Raw genomic sequence first — 21,023 nt, forward strand, 5'->3', positions numbered from 1 at the left:
TGGTCCCTCAACGGTAAACGGAACGGGCAGGCCGAGGGTTCCATCGGAACCCCCAACCTGCCCGTAGGGGAAAGCACCTACTCACGCCTGCCAGTACCTACCGGCAGCTACGCCGGCACGATGTTGACCAGCTTCGGCGCCCGCACGATCACCTTGCGGATCCCGGCGCCGCCCAGCGCGGCAACGACCGCCGGGTCGGCCAGCGCCAGCTTCTCCAGCTCCTCGTCACCGATCGACGGCGAGATCTCCAGCCGGGCCCTGACCTTGCCCTTGATCTGCACGACGCACGTCACGGTCTCGTCCACGACATACGCCGGATCGACCACCGGGAAGTCCTGGTGCACCACCGAATCGGTGTGCCCCAGCTTGCGCCACAGCTCCTCGGCGATGTGCGGAGCCAGCGGCGCGACCAGCAGCACCAGCCGCTCGGCGACAGAACGCGACAGCGGTCCGCCCGACTTGGTCAGGTGGTTGTTCAGCTCGGTGATCTTGGCGATGGCGGTGTTGAAGCGCAGCCCGGCCATGTCCTGTCCCGCGCCGTCGATCGCCTTGTGCAGCGCACGCAGCGTTGCCTCGTCCGGCTCGGCGTCGGTGACGGTGACCTCACCGGTCGTCTCGTCGACGACATTGCGCCAGACCCGCTGCAGCAGCCGGTACTGGCCCACCACCGCGCGCGTGTCCCACGGCCGCGACACATCCAGCGGGCCCATCGCCATCTCGTACAGGCGCAGGGTGTCCGCGCCGTACTCGGCGGAGATCTCGTCCGGAGTGACGGCGTTCTTCAGGGACTTGCCCATCTTGCCGGACTCACGCTTGACCGGCTCACCCTGGTAGAAGTACTTGCCGTCGATCTCCTCGACCTCGGCCGCCGGCACGTACACGCCGCGCGCGTCGGTGTAGGCGAAGGCCTGGATCATGCCCTGGTTGTACAGCTTGTGGAACGGCTCGGACGACGAGATGTGCCCCAGGTCGAACAGCACCTTGGACCAGAACCGTGCGTACAGCAGGTGCAGTACGGCGTGCTCGGCCCCGCCGACATACAGGTCGACACCGCCGTGCGGCATGCCCTCCCGCGGGCCCATCCAGTACCGCTCGATGTCCGGGTCGACCAGCTTCTCGCTGTTGTGCGGGTCCAGGTAGCGCAGCTCGTACCAGCAGGAACCGGCCCAGTTGGGCATGGTGTTGGTCTCACGCCGGTACCTCTTCGGGCCCGCGCCGTCGCCCAGGTCCAGGGTGACGTTCACCCAGTCCTCGTTGCGCGACAGGGGCGTCTCCGGCTGCGTGTCGGCGTCCTGCGGGTCGAAGGTGCGCGGCGAGTAGTCCTCGACCTCCGGCAGCTCCAGCGGCAGCATCGACTCGGGCAGCGCGTGTGCGATGCCGTCCTCGTCGTAGACGATCGGGAAGGGCTCGCCCCAGTAGCGCTGGCGGCTGAACAGCCAGTCGCGCAGCCGATAATTGACGGTGCCCTCGCCGATGCCGCGCGCGGCCAGCCATTCGGTGATCTTCGCCTTGGCGTCGACGACACCCAGCCCGTCCAGCGAGATGTCGGCGCCGGAGGAGTTCACGATCTTCGCGTCGTACGAGGAGAAGGCGTCGTCCCACTCCGCCGGGTCCGTCCCGCGACCGTCCGACGGCTCGACGACACAGCGCATCGGCAGCTCGAAGGCGCGCGCGAAGGCGAAGTCACGCGAGTCGTGCGCCGGTACGGCCATGATCGCGCCGGTGCCGTAGCCCATCAGCACGTAGTCGGCGATGAAGACGGGGACCTTTTCGCCGCTGACCGGGTTGGTCGCGTACGCACCGGTGAAGACACCGGTCTTGTCCTTGGCCTCGGCCTGCCGCTCGACGTCCGACTTCGACGCGGCCTGGTTGCGGTACGTCTCGACGGCCTCGGCGGGGGTGGCGTGACCGCCGGTCCACACGTCGTGGGTGTCCTCCGGCCAGGCGGCCGGGACGATCTTCTCGACCAGCTCGTGCTCGGGCGCCAGCACCATGTAGGTGGCGCCGAACAGGGTGTCCTGGCGGGTGGTGAAGACGGTGATCGCGTCGGAGTCGCCGACCGGGAAGTCGACCCGCGCGCCTTCGCTGCGCCCGATCCAGTTGCGCTGCTGCAGCTTGATCGCCTCGGGCCAGTCCACGCCGTCCAGGTCGTCCAGCAGGCGGTCCGAGTAGGCGGTGATGCGCATGTTCCACTGGCGCAGCTTGGCCTTGAAGACGGGGAAGTTCCCGCGCTCGGAGCGGCCGTCGGCGGTGACTTCCTCGTTGGCCAGTACGGTGCCCAGGCCCGGCGCCCAGTTCACGGGCGCCTCGGAGGCGTACGCCAGCCGGTACTCGCCCAGGATGTGGGCGCGCTCGTTGGCGCTCAGCTCACTCCAGGGGCGCGTGTCCGGCGTCGTGCGCTCCCCGCTCTCGAACTGGGCCACCAGCTCGTCGATCGGCCGGGCCCGGCCCGCCTCCTTGTCGTACCAGGAGTTGAAGATCTGCAGGAAGATCCACTGGGTCCACTTGTAGTAGTCCGGGTCGATCGTCTCGAAGGAGCGGCGCTTGTCGTGGCCCAGGCCCAGCCGGCGCAGCTGGTCCTTCATGTTCTCGATGTTCGCCTCGGTGGAGACCCGGGGGTGCGTGCCGGTCTGCACGGCGTACTGCTCGGCGGGCAGGCCGAAGGCGTCGAAGCCCAGCGTGTGCAGGACGTTGTGCCCGGTCATGCGCTGGTAGCGGGCGAAGACGTCGGTCGCGATGTAGCCCAGCGGGTGCCCGACGTGCAGGCCCGCACCCGAGGGGTACGGGAACATGTCCATGATGAACTTCTTGGGCTTGGCGGCCATGGCCGCGTCGCCCGACAGGTCCCCAGTGGGATTCGGCGCCTCGTACGTACCCTCGGCGTCCCAGAAGTCCTGCCAGCGTGCCTCGATGTCGGCGGCCATCGCCGCCGTATAGCGGTGCGGAGCTGCCGCCTCGGCACCTGAATTCGTCTCGCTCATGATCCTCAAAGCTCCATCGATCGTCTCTGCCCGCGGCTGCGACATTCAGGCTGCTGACACTCAGCAAACGAAAAATCCCCTCGCACAGGAGGGGACGCCGCGCCGATTCCGACCGGATCTTTCATCCGTCGGTAGTGATCAGCGCGGCTCGCTAAGCAGAAGGCGTACGGCACGCATGGCGTCAGGGTACCGCAGGGCCCGCGAGGGGTGCGCCGAGTATCCACAGGGCGGACGAAGCGGGACTGCGCCGGGCCGGACGGCGCGGGAGCCCGGCCGGGGCCGGGTGGACCTCGGCCTCGCCCCGAGGTTACTCCGCGTATCGGCCCTATCCGGGGCAACGTTCGAGCAAGTTTTCCCACAACCCCCGCACTAAACCTCCAAAGCGCGCACTGCCTGGTATGGGGCGACCTAGCATGCGGCAACGGGACCACTTTGCCGAACCATTCGGAGTCGCCCCCATGAACCCCCACCGCAAGATCCGCTCATCCATCTCACTCCCCGTGTTGAGTCGCCCGGCCCAAGGAGGCCTCACCGCCGCCGCGTTGCTGCTCATACCCCTGATCGCCATAGTCGGCAGCGACAGCCTGCGCGCCGCACTCGACTTCACCACGGGCGTCCTCTCTCTGGTCTCGCTCACCGCCGCCGTCGGCTGGGGCCTGCTGGCCACCGACCGGCTGCTGCTCCAGCCGCGCCACCGCCTCCTCGCGCAGGGCATCCACCGGGCCACGGCCGTCGCCTCGCTCGGTTTCCTCCTGCTACATGTGACGGTCAAGGTCTCGCTCGGGCACGTGGCACTTCTCGGAGCCCTCGTCCCCTTCGGTCTCGGCGTCAGCGGTACGTCCGGACTCATCGGATTCGGCTCGCTCGCCGGAATCCTCATGGTCGTCGCCGCCTCGACCGGTGCGCTGCGCAGCGCCTTCGCCACCCCCGGCCGCATCGCGGGCCGCTGGCGGGCGCTGCACATGGTCGCCTACCCCGCCTGGGGATCGGCCCTGGTGCACGGCCTGTTCGCGGGCCGGCCGGCCGCGGGCTGGGTCGTCACGATGTACGGCCTGTCCCTCACGGCGGTGGTCGCCGCCCTCTCGCTGCGTATGCTCCCGCCCCCGCTCAAGCGGACCGTCGCCGACCGCATCGTGGCCCTGGCCACCTCGGGCTCGCTGGCTCAGGCGCCCGACCCGGCGCCACGTGACGCCGCGCTGTCCCCGCTGCCGGGCGCCGGGGCCGTACCGCCGCAGAAGCCGGAGCGGGCGCCGCGCCAGTCCGAGCAGCTGTTCCGGGACCCGCCGGAGCCCCAGCGCCTCGCGGCCCCGGCGCCGCCCCTGTACGAGGCCGGGCTTCCCCGCTCCCCCGGGCTCAACTCGGCGCCGGACACCGGCATATCGGCCGCGTACCGTGCCGTGTCGGCGGCGTCGGCCGCATCCGCCCCAACCGAGCGGATTCCCCTGGCGGAACAGATCCCCATGACCGAGGAGATCCCGGTCCAGCCGGCGCCTCCCTCGGCCGGCCCGGCACCGTCCCGTTGGCCCACCCCCTCGCCCCCGCCCCCCGCGCAGGCCGTACGCCCCCCGTACGACCCCGACCGTGCGGCGTACGGCCCGGGGGCAGTGCCCGCTCCGGACTACCCGGCGTACAGCCCGGGCGACTACCCCGCCCCTGACACCCCTCCGTACGACCCGGTCGCGGCCCCCGCTTCCGGAGCCCCCTCATACGGCGCCGAGGCCCCGACCGGACCGCTCACCGACCCGCTCACCGGCCCTCTCGACGGCACAGACCCAGCGCCTGGCCCGCTCTACCGGCCGGCCGCCGGGGAGCCCTGGCACGCACCCGCAGGAGAACGACGTTGAATGTCCCCCTTCCCGACGTACCCGAAGTCCGCGTCGTCGGTCTTCCCCAGCTGACCACCGGCTTCGATCTCGTCGAGCGCCTCGACCTCGGCATGCACCTCAAGGTGCACGGCCCGCTGGAGCCGATGGGCGGGGAGCGCCTGGCCGAGCTCGCCGATGCCATATCCCTGCGCGGCCGGGGAGGCGCGGGCTTCCCCTTCGGGAAGAAGCTGCGGGCGGTCGCCCAGGCGTCCATCCGGCGCGGTGTACGGCCGGTCGTCGTCATCAACGGCAGTGAGGGCGAGCCCGCCTGCCGCAAGGACACCGTCCTGCTCAACCGCGCCCCCCACCTCGCCCTGGACGGCGCCCTGCTGGCCGCAGAGGCCCTCGGCGCCCGCACTCTGATCGTCGGCGTCACCCGGAACTCCACCGAGGCCTCCATCCGCGCCGCGTTCGCAGAGCGCGGCCTGTCCGACCGGCGTGGACAGCAACTGCGCGCGCGGATCGTACGGACCCCTGAGCGCATGGTCTCCGGCGAGGCGTCCTCGCTGATCCGCGCCGCGAACGGCGGCCCCGCCCTGCCGCCGGGTCGCCGCGAGCGCGCCTCCGAGACAGGGGTCGGGGGCGCCCCGACGCTGCTGTCCAACACGGAGACGTTCGCGCAGCTGGCCGTGGCCGCCCGCATCGGCGCCCGCCGTTACTGCCACACCGGCCTGGAGAACGAACCGGGCACCGTCATGCTCACCATCTCCGGCGCTGTATCGCGCCCGATGGTCGTCGAGGTGCCGACGGGAGTGCCGCTCCGTTACGTCCTCCAGCTCGCCGGCGCCCCGCCCCTGCCGCAGGGCGTACTGACCGGCGGCTATCACGGCAACTGGATCGACGCGGTCGCCGCGCACGACGCCGTGATCTCCCGCGAGTCCCTCGCCTCGTTCGGCGGCGCCCTTGGCGCGGGCGCGATCCTCCCCATCGGCCCGGAGACCTGCCCGCTGGGTGAGTCGCTGCGCGTCGCGAACTGGCTGGCGGCCGAAACGGCGGGCCAGTGCGGCCCCTGCCGGCTGGGCCTGCCCGCAGCTGCCGGGGGCCTGTCGGACGTACTGAACGGCGGCGGCCAGGCCGCACTGGAGGCCCTGCGCGAGGTCACACAGGCCGTGAAGGGCCGCGGTGCGTGCAAGCACCCGGACGGCTCCGTGCGGTTCTTCGTCTCCACCCTGAATGCCTTCACGGACGATCTGGCGGCGCACGTCCTGGGCGGCGGCTGTGGCCGCGAGACGACCGGCGTACTGCCCCTCCCGGGACCGGGTTACGAGGAAGAGGGCATCCCGAGCGGCGAGAAGCTCGCCGTGGACTGGACGCTCTGCAAGGGCCACGGGCTCTGCGCGGACATCATCCCCGAGCTGATCCGGCTCGGCCCCGACGGCTATCCGGCGCTCGCGGACGCGTCGGTCCCCGTGCATCTGCGGGGCCGCGCACAGCGCGCCGTGCGCCGCTGCCCCGCGCTCGCCCTCCGGATCGAACAGGAGGCTCCCGAGCGGCCGGCACGGCCCGCTCTGCCGATGAGCAACAGGAGGGCTCTGGGCAGCGGCAGGGACTGACGGCTGACGTCGGGGTGGCGGCCGACGGCCGCCACCCCGACGGGTCCCGACGGGAAACGACGGGAAACGACGGGAAACGAAAAGATCCCGTCCGATCGATTCGATCGGACGGGATCTTCTTTCTGTGGAGCTAAGGAGAATTGAACTCCTGACCTCCTGCATGCCATGCAGGCGCTCTACCAACTGAGCTATAGCCCCTTGTTTGCTGCCGTTTGCGGGCTTCCCCGCTGCGGCTTCGCCAACATTACACGGTCCCCCCTGCCCTTCACCAAATCGTTTGCCCGCACACGTGTTCTGTACGCACACGACCGGTACTGTCTGCCTGCGTGACCGTGCCTGTGACCGTGACCGCGCAGACCGCCGCCGCCCGCGACGCTCTCGCCCGGCGGCCCGTACTTGTCGCGGCCTCCGCCTGCCTGCTGTCCTTCCTGATCTTCTGGGCCGCCCAGCGCGCCGCCGGGGTCTCGATGATCGACCTCATGGTCTACCGGGCCGAGGGCGAGACCGTACGAGCTGGTCAGGACCTGTACGCGATGCGGGCCACAGAAGCGAACCTGCCGACCACCTACCCGCCTTTCGCGGCACTGCTGTTCACCCCGCTGACGCTGATAGGCGTCCCGGAGATGCGCGCTCTGGCCACCCTCGGCAACCTCGCACTCCTCGTCGCACTGGTCCATCTCTCCCTGCGCCTGGTGGGCCGCAAGGATCCTGCGACCGCCCTGTGGGCCGCCACGTTCGCCGTCTGGTGCGAGCCGGTATGGACGACCCTGCGGTACGGACAGATCAATCTCCTGCTCGCCGTAGCCGTCCTCTGGGACCTCACCCGCCGCCCTGACCACCGGTGGGCAGGGGCTGGCATCGGCCTCGCCGCTGCGGTGAAACTCACACCCGCACTCTTCGCCGTCTTCCTTCTCATAGCCGGTCTTGTACGGGCACGGGGCACCGTCCGCCGAGCCTGGAACCCCTGGCTCCGGCAAGCGGCGACGGCCACCGCGGTCTTCCTCACCGCCACCCTGGCCACCGCGGCCGTCCTGCCGCACGACTCCCGCCGCTTCTGGACCGCCATGGTCTTCGAAGCGGGCCGCGTGGGTCATGCCGAGGACACCGCCAACCAGTCCCTGCGCGGAGTACTGGCCCGGCTCCTGCACACCGGCGATCCGGCACTGTGGTGGGCGGCGGCCGCCGCCCTGACCGCCGCGGCGGGGATCACCGTCGCGGTGACCTCGGAACTGCGCGGCGAGCGGGCCGGAGCGGTGGTCGCATGCGCGCTGACCGCGCTGCTGATCAGCCCCGTGTCCTGGTCGCACCACTGGGTGTGGTGCGTGCCCGTGGTCCTCTTCCTGGCGGCTCGGGGCAGGAAGCGGCTGGCGGCGGTGATGGCCCTGGTCTTCTGTTCGTACGCACTCTGGTGGGTGCCGCACGGCCCGGGACGGCTCGAACTTTCCCAGAGCGGCGGCCAGATGGCGCTCTCCGCGCTCTACACCCTCACGGCGGCCGCCGCGCTGCTCACGCTGTGGCGAAGGAATAGAAGCGCTTGAGCGTGCAGTGCTCGTCGAGCAGGCGGCCGTAGATCGGCTCGCCCTCCAGCTCGCGGTACGTCTCGATCGGGTCGCCCTTTATGATCAGCGCCCGCGCGCATTCCTCGCACCAGTACTGGTAGTCGGGGTTGATCGGTTCCATGTCCCTGACGATGGGCGTGCCACTGCCGCACCAGTCGCATTTACGCCTGTGTGCACCCATCACTCAGCTCCAGCTGTGGCCGCAGGCCGTGCACACGTACGAGATACCTCCGTTGTCGCCGAGCACCTGGGCGACCGTCGTCCCCCTCCGGCGGTCCGATTCTGCCATGGCTCCGCAAGGGGGTCAGTGACGTGAGCGCAGGAGGCCGGCCACAGAGCCGAAGAGCGACGCGGCAGCCAGCGCGAGGGCACATACCCACAGGGCCTCTCCGTACGCGTGGGCACCCAGCGCATTCAGCCGGTTCAGGAAGAGAGTCCCGAATGTCGCGACGCCCAGCAACTGCCCGAGCTGTGTGACGGTTACGAGCAGCCCGCTGGCATCCGCCGCGTCCTCGGGGCGTACGCGCGCGAGCGCGCCCGTCAGCGTGGGGCTGAACCCCAGGGCCAGGCCGGCCCCGACGCCCGCGAAGGCGGCGTACATCGCGAAGCCTCCGTCGCCGCCGTCCCGCAGCACCAGGCCGACGGCCGCGGACGACACGGCGGTCAGCGCGAATCCGCCCGGGACCATCACCCGTTGCAGCGCGGCGGGCCAGCGCCGCCAGGTCAGCCCGACCACTCCGAAGACCACCGCTGTCGGTGCGAAGGTGAGCCCCGCGCGGAGCGCCGAATAGCCGAGGCCGGCCTGGACGTGCAGGGTCAGGGTGAAGAGGAACCCCGCGTTGACCGCCATCACCACGGCGATCCTCAGGACAGCGAGCCCCATGCCCGGGATCCGCAGCACCCTGGGCGCGATCAGCGGCGCACCTCCGCGCGCGGCCAGCCGCGACTCGTACGCCAGGAAGCCTGCGAACAGCACGACAGCGGCGCCCAGAGACAGCCAGGACCACAGGGGCCAGTCCTGCTCCTGCCCGAGCACGAGAGGCACGGTGAACAGCGACACAGCGGCGGCGAGCAGCAGCAGGCCGGGCAGATCGAGGCCGCGTGTCCGCTCCGGTTCGCCGCGGCCGTCGCGCGGCAGCAGGCGCGCGCCGAGGACCAGCAGCGCGAGGCCGATCGGTACGTTCACCAGGAACACCGGGCGCCAGCTCGTGCCGAAGAGGTCGGCGCTGACCAGCACACCGCCCACCACCTGGCCCGCCGCGGCCCCGGTGGCGAGCACCGCCGAGTACGCGCCGAGGGCCCTGACCCGCGACTCGCCCTCGAAGTTGCGCTGGATCAGGCTGAGCACCTGGGGAATCATCAGCGCCGCGCCCGCGCCCTGGACCAGCCGGAAGGCGATCAACTGCCCGGTGTCCGCGGCCAGTCCGCAGGCCAGCGAGGCGACGGTGAAGACCGCGAGCCCGCCGAGGTAGGCACGGCGGTGGCCGAACAGGTCGCCCAGTCTCGCGCCGGTGATGAGCAGGACGGCGTACGCGACGGTGTATCCGGCTATGACCATCTGCAATCCGGCGCCCGACGCGTCGAGTTCGGTGCGGATCGTCGGGGCGGCGACGTTGACGATGAAGACGTCGAGAAGCGCCATGAACTGCGCGGCGAGCACGACGGCGAGCAGCAGGCCCGCCCGATTGTCAGTGGCACCGGCTTTACTGGCTCCAGTGTTTCTACTGCCCTTGCCGAGTACGGAAGTTGTCATGGCATGGAGCCTGACTCCGATCGGATACGGGTAACGAGAGCCCGCTGATCCTGGTACTGACAGCACCTGGCATCGGCGGGGCGGACCATCGACCATGGGGGTGTGACAACGATGGCAGCACCGACGCAGCGCCGCCGCTCCGAGCTGGCCACGTTCCTGCGCAGCCGACGGGCCAGGGTGACCCCGGCCGACGTGGGGATGCCCCCGGGACTGCGCCGCCGCACGCCCGGGCTGCGCCGCGAGGAGGTCGCGCAGCTCTCCGGCGTGGGGGTCACCTGGTACACCTGGCTGGAGCAGGGCCGCCCGATCAATGCCTCCGCCCAGGTCCTGGACGCCGTGGCGCGTACGCTCCGGCTGGACCGGCCCGAGCGGGAGCATCTCTACCATCTGGCCGAGGTGCCGTACGCCCCGGACCGGGCGGACGACGTGGCGGCCGTCAGCCCGGAAGTGCAGGGCATCATCGACGCCCTGGACCCGCGTCCTGCCGTCGTCTACAACGCCCGGTACGACGTCCTCGCCACCAACGCCGCCTACCGCCACCTCTTCAACGTCGACCTGCACGAGGGGGGCGTACGCAATGTCCTGTGGGTGCTCTTCACCGTGCCCGAGCCTGCCTGCCCACTGGTGTTCCGGGAGGCGGAGCTGCCCCTGATGGTGGCGCAGTTGCGCGGTGCGTACGGACGCCATGTCGGCGAGCCCGACTGGGAATCGTTCGTCCGCCGACTCCGCGCGGCCAGCCCGTACTTCGCCGAACTGTGGGAGAGCGGGGACGTGGTCCCGCCCGGCCCTCGCGTGAAGACCTTCCGGCACACGGCTGTTGGGGAGATACGGATGACCTCGGTGTCGCTCTCCATCAACGGGATGCCGGAGTGCCGGATCGTGGCGTACACCCCGAACGACGAGGAGAGCCGGGAGCGGACCGTTGATCTGTGGGAGAGCCGGTCCTGAAACCGGCCGGTCCTGAACACACGCAGGTCCCGAAACAGCAAGAAATCCCGCCCCCCTGAGGGGACGGGATCTTGATTGTGGAGCTAAGGAGAATTGAACTCCTGACCTCCTGCATGCCATGCAGGCGCTCTACCAACTGAGCTATAGCCCCGCTGTTCTCTGCGCTGTGCGCCGCGAACAAGAAGAACTTTAGCCTGCGACCTGCCGGAAAGTGAAATCCGTCAGTCGTCGTCGCCGAGCACGGGCTCCGGGAGCGTCCCGGCGTTGTGCTCGAGCAGCCGCCAGCCGCGAGCGCCCTCGCCCAGGACGGACCAGCAGCAGTTGGAGAGCCCGCCAAGGCCCTCCCAGTGGTGCGACTCCAGACTCAGGAGCCGGCCGATGGTGGTGCGGATCGTGCCGCCGTGGCTGACGACGACCAGGGTGCCGTTGTCGCCCAGCTTGTCGGCGTGCGCGAGCACGACCGGAGCCGCCCGGTCGGCAACCTCGGTCTCCAGCTCGCCGCCACCGCGCCGCACCGGCTCGCCGCGCTTCCACGCCGCGTACTGCTCGCCGAACTGCCCGATGATCTCGTCGTGCGTCAGGCCCTGCCAGGCGCCCGCGTACGTCTCGCGCAGCGCGGCGTCGTGCGTGACTTCCAGGCCCGTCAGAGCCGCCAGCTCACCGGCCGTGGCGGCCGCCCGCTTGAGGTCGGACGCGATCATCATGTCCGGCTTCAGCGAGGCGAGCAGCCGGGCGGCCCGGCGTGCCTGGGCGACGCCGGTGTCGGTCAGCTCGATGTCGGTGGATCCCTGGAAACGGCGCTCCAGGTTCCACGACGTCTGACCGTGCCGCCACAGGACTATGCGGCGGCCCCGGCGGTTCAGGTTCTCGCTGCCGGTGTCGCTGCCGTTCAGCTCAGGTCTCCGTCCAGATCACCGGCCGCGCGCGACTTCGCGTGCTCTTCGGCCAGGCCGCGGGTCTTGACGGCGTCCTCGGGCAGGGCGATCTCGGGGCAGTCCTTCCAGAGGCGCTCCAGAGCGTAGAAGACACGCTCCTCGCTGTGCTGGACGTGGACGACGATGTCGATGTAGTCGAGGAGCACCCAGCGGGCCTCGCGGTCGCCCTCGCGGCGCACCGGCTTGGCGCCGAGCTCCTTGTTCAGCCGCTCCTCGATCTCGTCGACGATCGACTTGACCTGGCGGTCGCTGGGCGCCGAGGCGACCAGGAAGGCGTCGGTGATGGAGAGCACATCGCTGACGTCGTACGCGATGATGTCGTGCGCGAGCCGGTCGGCGGCCGCCTGGGCGGCGGCGTTGATGAGCTCGATGGAACGGTCCGTGGCGGTCACATGCAGGCTTTCGTCGGCGGTCAGGAGTACCACCAGGGTCTCACGGACCGCCGACAGCGCCGACGGGATTACTTGACCTTGAAATCCTGGCCCAGTACGACCGTCACATCGGCGTTCGCCGCCGCCTTGCCCTTCTTCACCGAGCTCGCCGGCAGACCGAGGGTCTTCGCGGTCTCTTCGGCCGCCGCCCTCTGTGCCGCGTCGCCATAGCTGACCTGCGACGACACGATCGCGGCCGCCTTGCCCGCGTCCACAAAGGCATAGCCGCCGTTGACCAGCCGGATCCTGGCCGCCTCGCCCCCATCCGGGTTCCCGGTCGCGTTCTTGACCCCGACCCGCACCGCGGCACCCTGCTCGGGGCTGCTCACCGAGCCGCCGAGGATGTCCTTCACCACACTGTCCGCCGCGGACTCGCTGAGCTTGCCGTCGGCCTCGACGGGCAGCTGCGCCGTCTTGTAGTCGCCTCCCTTGGCGTGCTCGGCGAGCTTGGCGAGCGAGGCGCCCAGGTCGTTCTCCGGCAGCGAAGGGTCGAGGATCTGCGCGAGCGTGCGGACGGTGGTGGTCGCGGCCTGCGGGTCGTCCGAGATCTTCCGCAGGATGCCCTGCATGACCTGGCCGAACCGCTGGAGCTGCTTGGCCTCCGCCTCGCCGGGCGCCCGGTAGGTGGCGTACGCGACGGCCATCCGGCCGCTCAGCGTCTGCTCCTTGCCCTGCCTCACTACGGGAGACGCGCCCTTCTTGGTGTCGGGCACATCGGTGTCGGTGTCGATCTCGACGTTGCCGACCAGCTCGACGAGGTTCTCCAGGTACGGGGTGTCCAGCCGCCAGGTGCCGCCGATCTTGGTTCCGAGTACGGAACCGATCGCCTCGCGCGTGCCCGTCGAACCGTCGTCGTCGACCGACTTCCCGAGCGTCGTCGTGGTGCCGTCGTCGTTCGCGACGGACAGCGAGTTGGGGAGCAGGACGGTCGTGCCCTGCTTCGTGGTGACGTTGTCGACGAGCAGCGCCGTGGAGGTGCCGCCCTTCTTGGTGTTGTGCATGTGCACCACGATCACGTCGCGCTTCTCCGGGCCCGTGGCGGTGTTCTGCTTGTCGTCCTTGCCGGAAAGGCCGGGCAGCATCCCCGCGTACCAGAGGTACCCGACGCCGCCGGCGACCACCAGCGTCAGGGCGACGACCAGGGAGACGACCCGGTTGCGGCCCCGGCGGCGGGCTTCCTCACGGCGCTCGGTACGGCTCTCGGTGAACTTCAGCCAGTCGATGACGTCTTCGGAGTTCTCGTCCGGTTCCTCGACGAACGAGAACTGCTCTGTCGCGTACTCGGGAGAGGCGCGGCGCTGCTCGGGCACGGGCGGGGCGGCGGGAGCCGGCTCCGGTGCGGGTTCGGGGGCAGCGGCAGGCGCGGCCTGCTGCGGGATCCACTGCTGCTGCTGAAGCTGCTGTTGCTGTTGCCGCTGCTGCCCGGTCTGCTGCTGCCCGGCATACGGGTCGTACGACGGCTGCTGGGCGTACGGGTCATAGCCGTACCCCTGCTGCTGCGCATACGGGTCGTACTGCCCCTGCGTCTCGCCCTGCTGTGTCTGCTGCTGTGTCTGCTGCGCCTGCTGGTACACCGGCCTGCCGTACGCGTCGTAGCCGATGATCTCCGGCTGCTGGGCGTACGGGTCCTGGGCGTACGGGTCGTACGGGTACTGTCGGTCGTTCACCGGTGCCCCTTTCCCTGCTTGTCTGTGCTCCCCGTACGGCCGCGCCCGCCGCTCAGTCGCGGTACAGCGCGCGCTTGTCGATGTAGCGGACCACACCGTCCGGAACGAGATACCAGACAGGTTCGCCCTGCGCGACTCTCGCCCGGCAGTCGGTGGACGAGATCGCCAGGGCCGGCACCTCCACCAGGGAGACGCCTCCCTCGGGCAGTCCGTCGTCCGTCAGGTGGTGACCGGGCCTGGTCACACCGATGAAGTGGGCGAGCGAAAACAGCTCTTCCGCGTCCCGCCACGTGAGGATCTGGGCGAGCGCGTCGGCGCCGGTGATGAAGAACAGGTCCGAGTCGCTGTTGAGCGCGCGCAGGTCCCGCAGCGTGTCGATGGTGTACGTCGGACCGCCGCGGTCGATGTCGATACGGGACACCGAGAACTGCGGGTTGGACGCGGTCGCGATGACCGTCATCAGATAGCGGTCCTCGGCCGGGGACACGTGCTTGTGGGTCTTCTGCCAGGGCTGCCCCGTCGGCACGAAAACCACCTCGTCGAGGTGGAACTGGGCGGCCACCTCACTGGCGGCCACCAGGTGTCCGTGATGGATCGGATCGAACGTACCGCCCATCACGCCGAGTCGGCGCTTGCCCGGACCGCGAGGCACTTCCTGCTCTCCCATGCGTGCAGAGCCTACTGGCCCCGTCTGGCGGCCCTGCCTCAGCGGTCGCGGTTGAAGCGGGTGGTGATCCACAGCAGGAGGAGGAGCACGAAGAGCGCTCCGCCGCCGGTGACGTAGGCGCTGAGGGATTCGTGGTTCCCGCCGTGCTCGCCGCCCTCACCGGAGGCAAGGGTCACGAGGGAGGCGGCAGTGTGGTGGAGGCTCATCTTCGGCAGGACCTATCGGGAGTCGGGAGTCGGAGCGGAGACTTCACGCGACATCGTATGCGGGCGGGCCGGGCACGCTCACGCCGACTCAGTCGTTCACCGATTGTCCTGCTTCAGGAACCGGCCGGGCGGGCCGGACGTCAGCACATACGCTGGGGTCGTCCGGGGGACGGGAAGACTCGTAGACAGGGGGCCACCCATGACCGACGGCAATCACGAGAATGTGCCGAGCCGTAATCGCAAGCGCTTCCCGGGCATCTCGTCCCGGGCGTACGAACATCCCGCAGACCGCTCGGCCCTGGTTGCCCTGCGCAGGCTCACCGGATTCGACACGGTCTTCAAGGCGCTCAGCGGGCTGCTGCCCGAGCGCAGCCTGCGGCTGCTGTTCCTGTCCGACTCGGTGCGGGTGAGCGAAGCCCAGTTCGCGCACCTCAACACCATGCTGCTGGACGCCTGTTACATCCTGGACCTGGAGAAGGTCCCGCCGATGTACGTCACGCAGGACCCGAAGCCCAATGCCATGTGCATCGGCCTCGACGAGCCCATCATCGTGGTCACCACGGGCCTGGTGGAGCTGCTCGACGAGGAGGAGATGCGGGCGGTCGTCGGCCACGAGGTGGGCCACGCCCTGTCCGGGCACTCGGTCTACCGGACGATACTGCTGTTCCTCACCAACCTCGCCCTCAAGGTCGCCTGGATTCCCCTCGGCAACATCGCGATCATGGCGATCGTGACGGCGCTGCGCGAGTGGTTCCGCAAGTCGGAGCTCTCCGCCGACCGGGCCGGGCTGCTGGTCGGCCAGGACCTCAGGGCGTCGATGCGCGGCCTGATGAAGATCGCCGGCGGCAACCACCTGCACGAGATGAACGTGGACGCGTTCCTGGAGCAGGCCGACGAGTACGAGGCCGGGGGCGACCTGCGTGACTCCGTCCTGAAGATTCTCAACGTCCTGCCCCGTACGCACCCCTTCACGACGGTGCGGGCCGCCGAGCTGAAGAAGTGGGCGGAGACCCGCGACTACCAGCGGATCATGGACGGCCACTACCCGCGGCGCGACGAGGACAAGGACACCTCGGTCTCCGACTCCTTCCGGGACTCGGCCACCCACTATGCCGACACGGTGCGCACCAGCAAGGACCCGCTGATGAAGCTCGTGGGCGACATCGCGGGTGGCGCGGGCGACCTGGGCGGCAAGCTGCGCGGCGCGTTCGGAGGCGGAGGCGGAGGCGGAAACGGCAGCAGTGGCGGCAGCGGCAGCTCCGGCGGCGGCAAGGACACCGGCCCCAGCGGTTCTAAGGGGCCCGAGGGCTCGGCATAGCGCTCGGGTCGAGCGCCCCGCACAGGGCCGCCGTGGCCGGGCCCCTCGCGTAGGGGTCGGTGCCCGCGGGACCTTCGGCGGTGGCGCGCTGCCCGGCCGTCACCGGCCGCAGGTGGCTCGCCATCTCGGCCGAGCACGCCTGGGGCCCGGCTTGTGCGTAGGAGACGAGCAGCTCCGCCCGGTGCATCCGCAGATCCTCCCGGTCGAAGCGGAAGTGCAGCTCGCGGCGGACAGTGAAGAGCGAAGCGGCGTCCGCCTGCGGCCGTCCGGCAGCCGAGCCGGACGGCCGCAGTGCGTACACAAAGATGTGGTCGGAGGTCACTTCGAGGTGGTTGGACTCGGTCTCCTCGATGCGCAGGACACCGTGTACGCGTGCCTGCACGCCGACGGCGAGTGCCACCTTCGCCGGGTCGAAGCGGACCAGCCATCCCGTCGCGGCGTGCCGCCCGTCGTCGGCGGGGCGGTCGAAGCTGCGGTCGAACTGATCCAGCTGGTCCGGGTCGAGCAATGCCCGGACCGGGCGTACGGTGCGGCCGCCCAGTACAGCGGGGTCGAGAGAGGACGCGACGAGGTAGTCCTTCACGGTGCTCAGCGCGGCGACGACCTGGCCCTCAGAGAAGTGCGTGGTGCGCCGGGCGGCCGGCAGGTTGATGCCCTCGGCGCCCGTCGCGAACTGCGCGGCCGGGCTGCGCCGGAAGAGCTCTTCCGGCTCGCCGCCCGGCACCCTGCCCTCGGGGGCCAGGGGTATGACCGTCATCCGCATCAACCCCGCGCGCGCGGCGGGCGGTGGCTGGTACGGATGGCGTACGCCCATGTAGAGCGCCGTACCGAAGGCCAGCGCGACCAGCAGGACGAGCAGCAGCGCCTGCTTCGAGCCGCCGCCTCCACGCCCGCCACCGCCGCCGCCATGGCCGCGGGCCTTCCAGACGGGACGGTGGCGCACGGCCCGCTCGTGGTCGGCCATCCGCTCGGTCGCGGAGTACTCCTGGAGGCGGGCAGCCCGCACGAACGATTCGTCGAAGACGACGGACCGGAACTCGTCGTCGCTGCCGCCCGGGAGGCCCTCGGGCGCACCCTCAGGTGGCTCTCCGTGCCCTGCCATACCTTCAGGGTAGGTCGATGGAGGCGAAGGTAAACGCGCTGGTAGGTGACAAGTTCCGACCTGTTCGCACACGCACGGTGATCGGAGCTGCCCACCCGGTCGGAAGGTCCTGCCCACCCGCTCCGAAGGTCAGGGAATGCGCGGCACCGCAGATGCTGCGGGCGCGGAGTACTCGGCGGAGGCCGAGGGGCCACCGGGCATCACCGGTGCGCCGGGCCTGGGGGTCTCACTGGTCGCCGGCGGCACCTGGTCCTGCCGGTCGGAGGACGCCCCCCGGTAGACGGCGCTGAAGGCGAGCGCGACCATCCCGATTCCCATCAGCAGGGCGAGCAGCCAGGCCACGGGCCGGTGCCAGCGCGCATGCCCCCGGTAGGGCCGCAGGGCGCCGCCGTGGCGTCCGTACGGGCCCCTGCTGTCGTATGCGCCGTCGCCGTAGCCATCGTCGTAGCCGTCGTCGTCCGAGGGGCCGTACGCGCCGTCGTGACGGGGGTCGCGCCCGGAGCCGTACTCGGACCCGTACCCGTCGTCGTAGAGGTCGTCGTCCGACGGGCCCTTGCCCGCCCTGGCCCGGGCCGCCTCGGCGTCCGCGCGCGCCTGGGCAGCGGCCAGCAGCCGCTCCACAGCGGTCGGTTCATGAATCTCGGCGGCTCGTACGAAGTCCTCGTCGAACACCACGGAGGCGAAGTCCTCGTCCGCGCCTCCGCGGTCGTCGTCGGGCTCCCAGCCGTCCGGAAACGGCTTGCCCCCCACGTCGTCCGGCACCCGTTCAGCGTAGCCCTGGCGGGTCGGTTTGGGCAGGGAAAAGTGCGAACCGGGAGTGGGTCAGCGTGTGTGGCCGTCGCCCGTCACGATGTACTTCGTCGAGGTCAGCTCGGGCAGCCCCATCGGGCCACGGGCGTGCAGCTTCTGCGTGGAGATGCCGATTTCGGCGCCGAAACCGAACTGGCCGCCGTCCGTGAAACGCGTGGACGCGTTGACCGCGACCGTCGTCGAGTCCACCAGCTGCGTGAAGCTGCGGGCCGCCGCCTGCGACGTCGTGACGATCACCTCGGTGTGGCCGGAGGTCCACTGCCGGATGTGCTCGACGGCGCCGTCCAGCGAGTCGACGACGGCGGCCGCGATGTCGTACGACAGGTACTCGGTCTCCCAGTCCTCCGTCGTGGCCGGCACGACGGTGGCCTTGGACGCGCCGGCGTACGCCGCCACCCGCTCGTCCGCGTGCACCGTGACGCCCGCGTCGGCGAGCGCGTCCAGGGCGCGCGGCAGGAAGGCGTCGGCGATGTCCTGGTGGACGAGGAGGGTCTCGGCGGCGTTGCAGACGCTGGGCCGCTGGGCCTTGGAGTTGATCAGGATGTCGACGGCCATGTCGATGTCGGCGCGGGCGTCGACGTAGACGTGGCAGTTTCCGGTGCCGGTCTCGATGACGGGGACGGTGGATTCCTCGACGACCGTACGGATCAGGGAGGCGCCGCCGCGCGGGATCAGGACGTCGACCAGGCCGCGGGCCCGCATGAGCTCCCGTACCGAATCGCGGGACTCCCCCGGCACGAGCTGTACGGCGTCGGCGGGCAGCCCGGCCGCGGCGACGGCGTCGCGCAGGACGCCGACGAGCGCGGTGTTGGAGGCGTACGCCGACGACGAGCCGCGCAGCAGCACTGCGTTGCCGGACTTGAGGCAGAGCGCGGCGGCGTCCACGGTGACGTTCGGGCGGGCCTCGTAGATGATCCCGACGACGCCGAGCGGCACACGGACCTGGCGGAGGTCGATGCCGTTGGGCAGGGTGGAGCCGCGTACGACCTCGCCGACCGGGTCGGGCAGCGCGGCCACGTCCCGTACGTCGGAGGCGATGGCGGCGACCCGCTCCGGGGTCAGGGTGAGCCGGTCGATCACCGTCTCGCTGGTGCCCGCGGCGCGGGCCTTGGCGATGTCCTGGGCGTTGGCCTCGACGATCTCGGCCGTCCTGGCGACCAGCGCTTCGGCGATCGCGAGCAGTGCGGAGTCCTTGGCGGAGCGCGGGAGTGGCGCGATCTCGGCAGCGGCGGTGCGGGCCCGCCGGGCGGTCCGGAGGACCGGGGACTCGGGTGACTGCGGGGCGGAATCGGCGAGGGGAGAGTGCGAGGTCATGCCCGCAGGGTAATGCGCCCGCCGCGGGCGTTCATGGTCAATCCCGCTCCGCGAGACGCCGCGCCCACCTCACGATCACAGCCGGCCCGCCTCACGACCGCAGCACCGATGACAGCAATCAGTACGGATGAACGCCGACGGGGGCCGCGGGCGGCGGGCCGTACCCCTCGGCGATCCGCTGGTGGTACGTGTCCCGGTCGATGACCTCCAGGCCCACGATCTCCCACGGCGGCAGCTTCGCCGTCGACCGGTGCTCGCCCCACAGGCGCAGCGCGACCGCCGCCGCGTCGTGCAGGTCCCGGGCCTCTTCCCAGTACCGGATCTCCGCGTGATCATTGGCGTATCTGCTGGTCAGCAGGAAAGGATGGTCGTGGGCAAGCTGTTCGAGACCTCGCCTGACCTCCTTCAGCGGCGCCTCGGCACCCGAGACGCTGAGGGTGATGTGCCAGAGCCTGGACACTTCACGGTTGTCGCGGATCTCCCGGCCGGGAGCCGGCCTCTGCTCCGACTCCGTCTTCGGGGCGTCGTCGAAGTCCGCCCCTGCCCCGACACTCGTCAGGGCTCGCTCGGCCGTCCCTCGGGGCAGCGCCCCCGGACGCGCTCGTCTCACCGGCGGCCTCCTGTAATGCGTTGTCGTGCTGTACTCCCCAGCAAAGTTGACCAGTCCTGGGCCGGGCGCGTGACGGTTTTGGGGAAGGTATCTGCCGCGAGACCGGACTTTCAGCCGTTTCAGGGGGCGAGAAGAACCAGATCGTCCCTGTGTACGACCTCGCGCTCGTACGTCGGCCCGAGCTCTTTCGCCAGGTCACGGGTGGAGCGGCCGAGCAGTTGCGGGAGCTCCTTGGCGTCGTAGTTGACGAGCCCCCGGGCGACGGCCCGGCCCGCGGTGTCGCGCAGCTCCACGGGGTCGCCCGCGCTGAACTCCCCCTCGACCCCGGCGATCCCGGCGGGCAGCAGCGACGTACGCCGCTCGACCACGGCCCGTACGGCCCCGTCGTCGAGGATGAGCGCGCCCTGCGGGGTGGAGGCGTGGGCCAGCCACAGCAAGCGGTCGGCGCTGCGGCGGCCGGTGGGGTGGAAGTGGGTGCCCGTGTCACGGCCGGCGAGGGCGTCGGCGGCGTGGCTGGCGGAGGTGAGGACGACGGGGATGCCGGCCGCCGCGGCGATACGCGCCGCCTCGACCTTGGTGACCATGCCGCCGGTGCCCACGCCCGCCTTGCCGGCGCTGCCGATGGAGACGTGAGCGATGTCCTCGGGGCTGCGGACGTCGTCGATCCGTGAGGTGCCGGGGGTGCTGGGGTCGCCGTCGTAGAGCCCGTCGACGTCCGAGAGCAGGACCAGCAGGTCGGCCCGTACGAGGTGGGCGACGAGGGCGGCGAGCCTGTCGTTGTCGCCGAAGCGGATCTCGTCCGTAGCGACGGTGTCGTTCTCGTTGACGACCGGGACCGCGCCCATGGCGATCAACTGGTCCAGGGTCCGGTAGGCGTTGCGGTAGTGGGCACGGCGGCTGGTGTCGTCCGTGGTCAGCAGCACCTGGCCGACGCGTACGCCGTAGCGCGCGAAGGAGGCGGTGTAGCGGGCGACGAGCAGGCCCTGGCCGACGCTGGCGGCGGCCTGCTGCCTGGCGAGGTCCTTGGGGCGGCGGGCGAGCCCGAGCGGCGCGAGTCCGGCAGCGATGGCACCGCTCGACACCAGCACGATCTCCTTCTCGCCGCCGCTGCGCGTCTTGGCGAGGACGTCGACGAGGGCGTCGACGCGGTCGGCGTCGAGGCCGCCCGATGCGGTGGTGAGTGAGGAGGATCCGATCTTGACGACGATCCTGCGGGCTTCCGCTACGCCCTGCCTTGCCACTGACACGTACAGACCCCACTTTTTGCTCGCCCGGTTCTCCCCGCAATGTACGTGAGCAGGTCC

Annotated in this window: 18 protein-coding genes and 2 tRNA genes; 5 read left to right on the plus strand and 15 right to left on the minus strand. The window is 70.5% G+C overall.

Annotated elements, in window-relative coordinates; translation table 11 throughout:
* Window positions 1-107: 107 nt before the first annotated feature.
* Window positions 108-2,981, minus strand: a complete 2,874-nt coding sequence (gene leuS, locus J7I98_RS04545; RefSeq protein WP_214918280.1) for a leucine--tRNA ligase — start codon at window positions 2,979-2,981, stop codon at window positions 108-110.
* Between the two features lie 458 nt (window positions 2,982-3,439).
* On the opposite strand from leuS, the gene J7I98_RS04550 reads away from it, so the two are divergent.
* Together J7I98_RS04550 and J7I98_RS04555 are read left to right on the plus strand one after the other, a co-directional pair.
* Window positions 3,440-4,825 (plus strand): hypothetical protein, encoded by a 1,386-nt coding sequence (locus J7I98_RS04550; protein ID WP_251020096.1) that lies wholly within the window; start codon window positions 3,440-3,442, stop codon window positions 4,823-4,825.
* Window positions 4,822-6,399 (plus strand): NADH-quinone oxidoreductase subunit NuoF family protein, encoded by a 1,578-nt coding sequence (locus tag J7I98_RS04555; RefSeq protein ID WP_214918283.1) that lies wholly within the window; start codon window positions 4,822-4,824, stop codon window positions 6,397-6,399. Before J7I98_RS04550 ends, J7I98_RS04555 begins: the two co-directional genes overlap by 4 nt.
* A 125-nt stretch (window positions 6,400-6,524) precedes the next feature.
* On the opposite strand, the gene J7I98_RS04560 is transcribed toward J7I98_RS04555, so the two are convergent.
* Window positions 6,525-6,597: transfer RNA gene (locus tag J7I98_RS04560), tRNA-Ala, on the minus strand.
* Window positions 6,598-6,731: 134 nt separating this feature from the next.
* Between J7I98_RS04560 and J7I98_RS04565 the strand changes: the two genes are divergently transcribed.
* Complete coding sequence (locus J7I98_RS04565) at window positions 6,732-7,937, plus strand: glycosyltransferase 87 family protein (RefSeq protein WP_308377674.1); 1,206 nt, start codon at window positions 6,732-6,734, stop codon at window positions 7,935-7,937.
* Here J7I98_RS04565 and J7I98_RS04570 read toward each other — a convergent pair.
* Entirely contained in the window at window positions 7,906-8,139 is a 234-nt protein-coding gene (locus J7I98_RS04570) for a hypothetical protein (RefSeq protein WP_214918286.1), read from the minus strand. The two genes, J7I98_RS04565 and J7I98_RS04570, sit on opposite strands and share 32 nt — an antisense overlap.
* 123 nt (window positions 8,140-8,262) lie before the next feature.
* Window positions 8,263-9,711, minus strand: a complete 1,449-nt coding sequence (locus J7I98_RS04575; RefSeq protein ID WP_214918289.1) for an MFS transporter — start codon at window positions 9,709-9,711, stop codon at window positions 8,263-8,265.
* 111 nt (window positions 9,712-9,822) lie between these two features.
* Here J7I98_RS04575 and J7I98_RS04580 point away from each other — a divergent pair, with 111 nt between their 5' ends.
* Complete coding sequence (locus tag J7I98_RS04580; RefSeq protein ID WP_214918292.1) at window positions 9,823-10,659, plus strand: helix-turn-helix transcriptional regulator; 837 nt, start codon at window positions 9,823-9,825, stop codon at window positions 10,657-10,659.
* 78 nt (window positions 10,660-10,737) lie between these two features.
* Here J7I98_RS04580 and J7I98_RS04585 read toward each other — a convergent pair.
* From J7I98_RS04585 to J7I98_RS04610, 6 genes are all read right to left on the minus strand, one after another.
* Window positions 10,738-10,810, minus strand: a tRNA-Ala gene (locus J7I98_RS04585).
* Window positions 10,811-10,880: 70 nt separating this feature from the next.
* Window positions 10,881-11,552, minus strand: a complete 672-nt coding sequence (locus J7I98_RS04590) for a histidine phosphatase family protein (protein ID WP_214919133.1) — start codon at window positions 11,550-11,552, stop codon at window positions 10,881-10,883.
* A complete protein-coding gene (gene rsfS / locus J7I98_RS04595) occupies window positions 11,549-11,986 on the minus strand; it encodes a ribosome silencing factor (protein WP_214919131.1) in 438 nt (145 codons plus the stop codon). The genes J7I98_RS04590 and rsfS overlap by 4 nt, the downstream gene beginning before the upstream one ends.
* A 68-nt stretch (window positions 11,987-12,054) precedes the next feature.
* Complete coding sequence (locus J7I98_RS04600; protein ID WP_214918295.1) at window positions 12,055-13,692, minus strand: LCP family protein; 1,638 nt, start codon at window positions 13,690-13,692, stop codon at window positions 12,055-12,057.
* 52 nt (window positions 13,693-13,744) lie between these two features.
* Complete coding sequence (gene nadD / locus J7I98_RS04605; RefSeq protein WP_214918298.1) at window positions 13,745-14,359, minus strand: nicotinate-nucleotide adenylyltransferase; 615 nt, start codon at window positions 14,357-14,359, stop codon at window positions 13,745-13,747.
* Window positions 14,360-14,397: 38 nt separating this feature from the next.
* Window positions 14,398-14,565: a hypothetical protein gene (locus tag J7I98_RS04610; RefSeq protein WP_214918301.1), complete on the minus strand. Its 168-nt coding sequence runs from the start codon at window positions 14,563-14,565 to the stop codon at window positions 14,398-14,400.
* A gap of 199 nt (window positions 14,566-14,764) precedes the next feature.
* Between J7I98_RS04610 and J7I98_RS04615 the strand changes: the two genes are divergently transcribed.
* Window positions 14,765-15,883, plus strand: coding sequence for a M48 family metallopeptidase (locus J7I98_RS04615; protein WP_214918304.1), 1,119 nt, complete (start codon window positions 14,765-14,767; stop codon window positions 15,881-15,883).
* Here the strand turns inward: J7I98_RS04615 and J7I98_RS04620 are convergent.
* The 5 genes from J7I98_RS04620 to proB form a co-directional block, all read right to left on the minus strand.
* Complete coding sequence (locus J7I98_RS04620; RefSeq protein ID WP_214918317.1) at window positions 15,858-16,985, minus strand: hypothetical protein; 1,128 nt, start codon at window positions 16,983-16,985, stop codon at window positions 15,858-15,860. The genes J7I98_RS04615 and J7I98_RS04620 overlap by 26 nt on opposite strands.
* Window positions 16,986-17,114: 129 nt before the next feature.
* Complete coding sequence (locus tag J7I98_RS04625; protein ID WP_214918333.1) at window positions 17,115-17,747, minus strand: hypothetical protein; 633 nt, start codon at window positions 17,745-17,747, stop codon at window positions 17,115-17,117.
* A 60-nt stretch (window positions 17,748-17,807) separates the two neighbouring features.
* Window positions 17,808-19,109 carry a glutamate-5-semialdehyde dehydrogenase gene (locus tag J7I98_RS04630; RefSeq protein ID WP_214918359.1) on the minus strand — a complete coding sequence of 434 codons (1,302 nt, stop codon included), beginning with the start codon at window positions 19,107-19,109 and terminating at the stop codon, window positions 17,808-17,810.
* A gap of 118 nt (window positions 19,110-19,227) precedes the next feature.
* Window positions 19,228-19,719 (minus strand): hypothetical protein, encoded by a 492-nt coding sequence (locus J7I98_RS04635; RefSeq protein ID WP_214918362.1) that lies wholly within the window; start codon window positions 19,717-19,719, stop codon window positions 19,228-19,230.
* Between the two features lie 119 nt (window positions 19,720-19,838).
* A complete protein-coding gene (gene proB, locus J7I98_RS04640; protein ID WP_214918365.1) occupies window positions 19,839-20,966 on the minus strand; it encodes a glutamate 5-kinase in 1,128 nt (375 codons plus the stop codon).
* Between the last annotated feature and the right edge of the window lie 57 nt (window positions 20,967-21,023).

This window comes from Streptomyces sp. ISL-98, assembly GCF_018614055.1.
GTDB lineage: Bacteria > Actinomycetota > Actinomycetes > Streptomycetales > Streptomycetaceae > Streptomyces > Streptomyces spiramyceticus.

Bases quoted from the DNA above. Each gene is read 5' to 3' on its own strand.
- J7I98_RS04620 (WP_214918317.1), bottom strand. From the start codon at position 16,985: ATGGCAGGGCACGGAGAGCCACCTGAGGGTGCGCCCGAGGGCCTCCCG.
- nadD (WP_214918298.1), bottom strand. From the start codon at position 14,359: ATGGGAGAGCAGGAAGTGCCTCGCGGTCCGGGCAAGCGCCGACTCGGC.
- J7I98_RS04550 (WP_251020096.1), top strand. From the start codon at position 3,440: ATGAACCCCCACCGCAAGATCCGCTCATCCATCTCACTCCCCGTGTTG.
- J7I98_RS04580 (WP_214918292.1), top strand. From the start codon at position 9,823: ATGGCAGCACCGACGCAGCGCCGCCGCTCCGAGCTGGCCACGTTCCTG.
- J7I98_RS04615 (WP_214918304.1), top strand. From the start codon at position 14,765: ATGACCGACGGCAATCACGAGAATGTGCCGAGCCGTAATCGCAAGCGC.
- J7I98_RS04610 (WP_214918301.1), bottom strand. From the start codon at position 14,565: ATGAGCCTCCACCACACTGCCGCCTCCCTCGTGACCCTTGCCTCCGGT.
- J7I98_RS04570 (WP_214918286.1), bottom strand. From the start codon at position 8,139: ATGGGTGCACACAGGCGTAAATGCGACTGGTGCGGCAGTGGCACGCCC.
- leuS (WP_214918280.1), bottom strand. From the start codon at position 2,981: ATGAGCGAGACGAATTCAGGTGCCGAGGCGGCAGCTCCGCACCGCTAT.
- J7I98_RS04575 (WP_214918289.1), bottom strand. From the start codon at position 9,711: ATGACAACTTCCGTACTCGGCAAGGGCAGTAGAAACACTGGAGCCAGT.
- J7I98_RS04630 (WP_214918359.1), bottom strand. From the start codon at position 19,109: ATGACCTCGCACTCTCCCCTCGCCGATTCCGCCCCGCAGTCACCCGAG.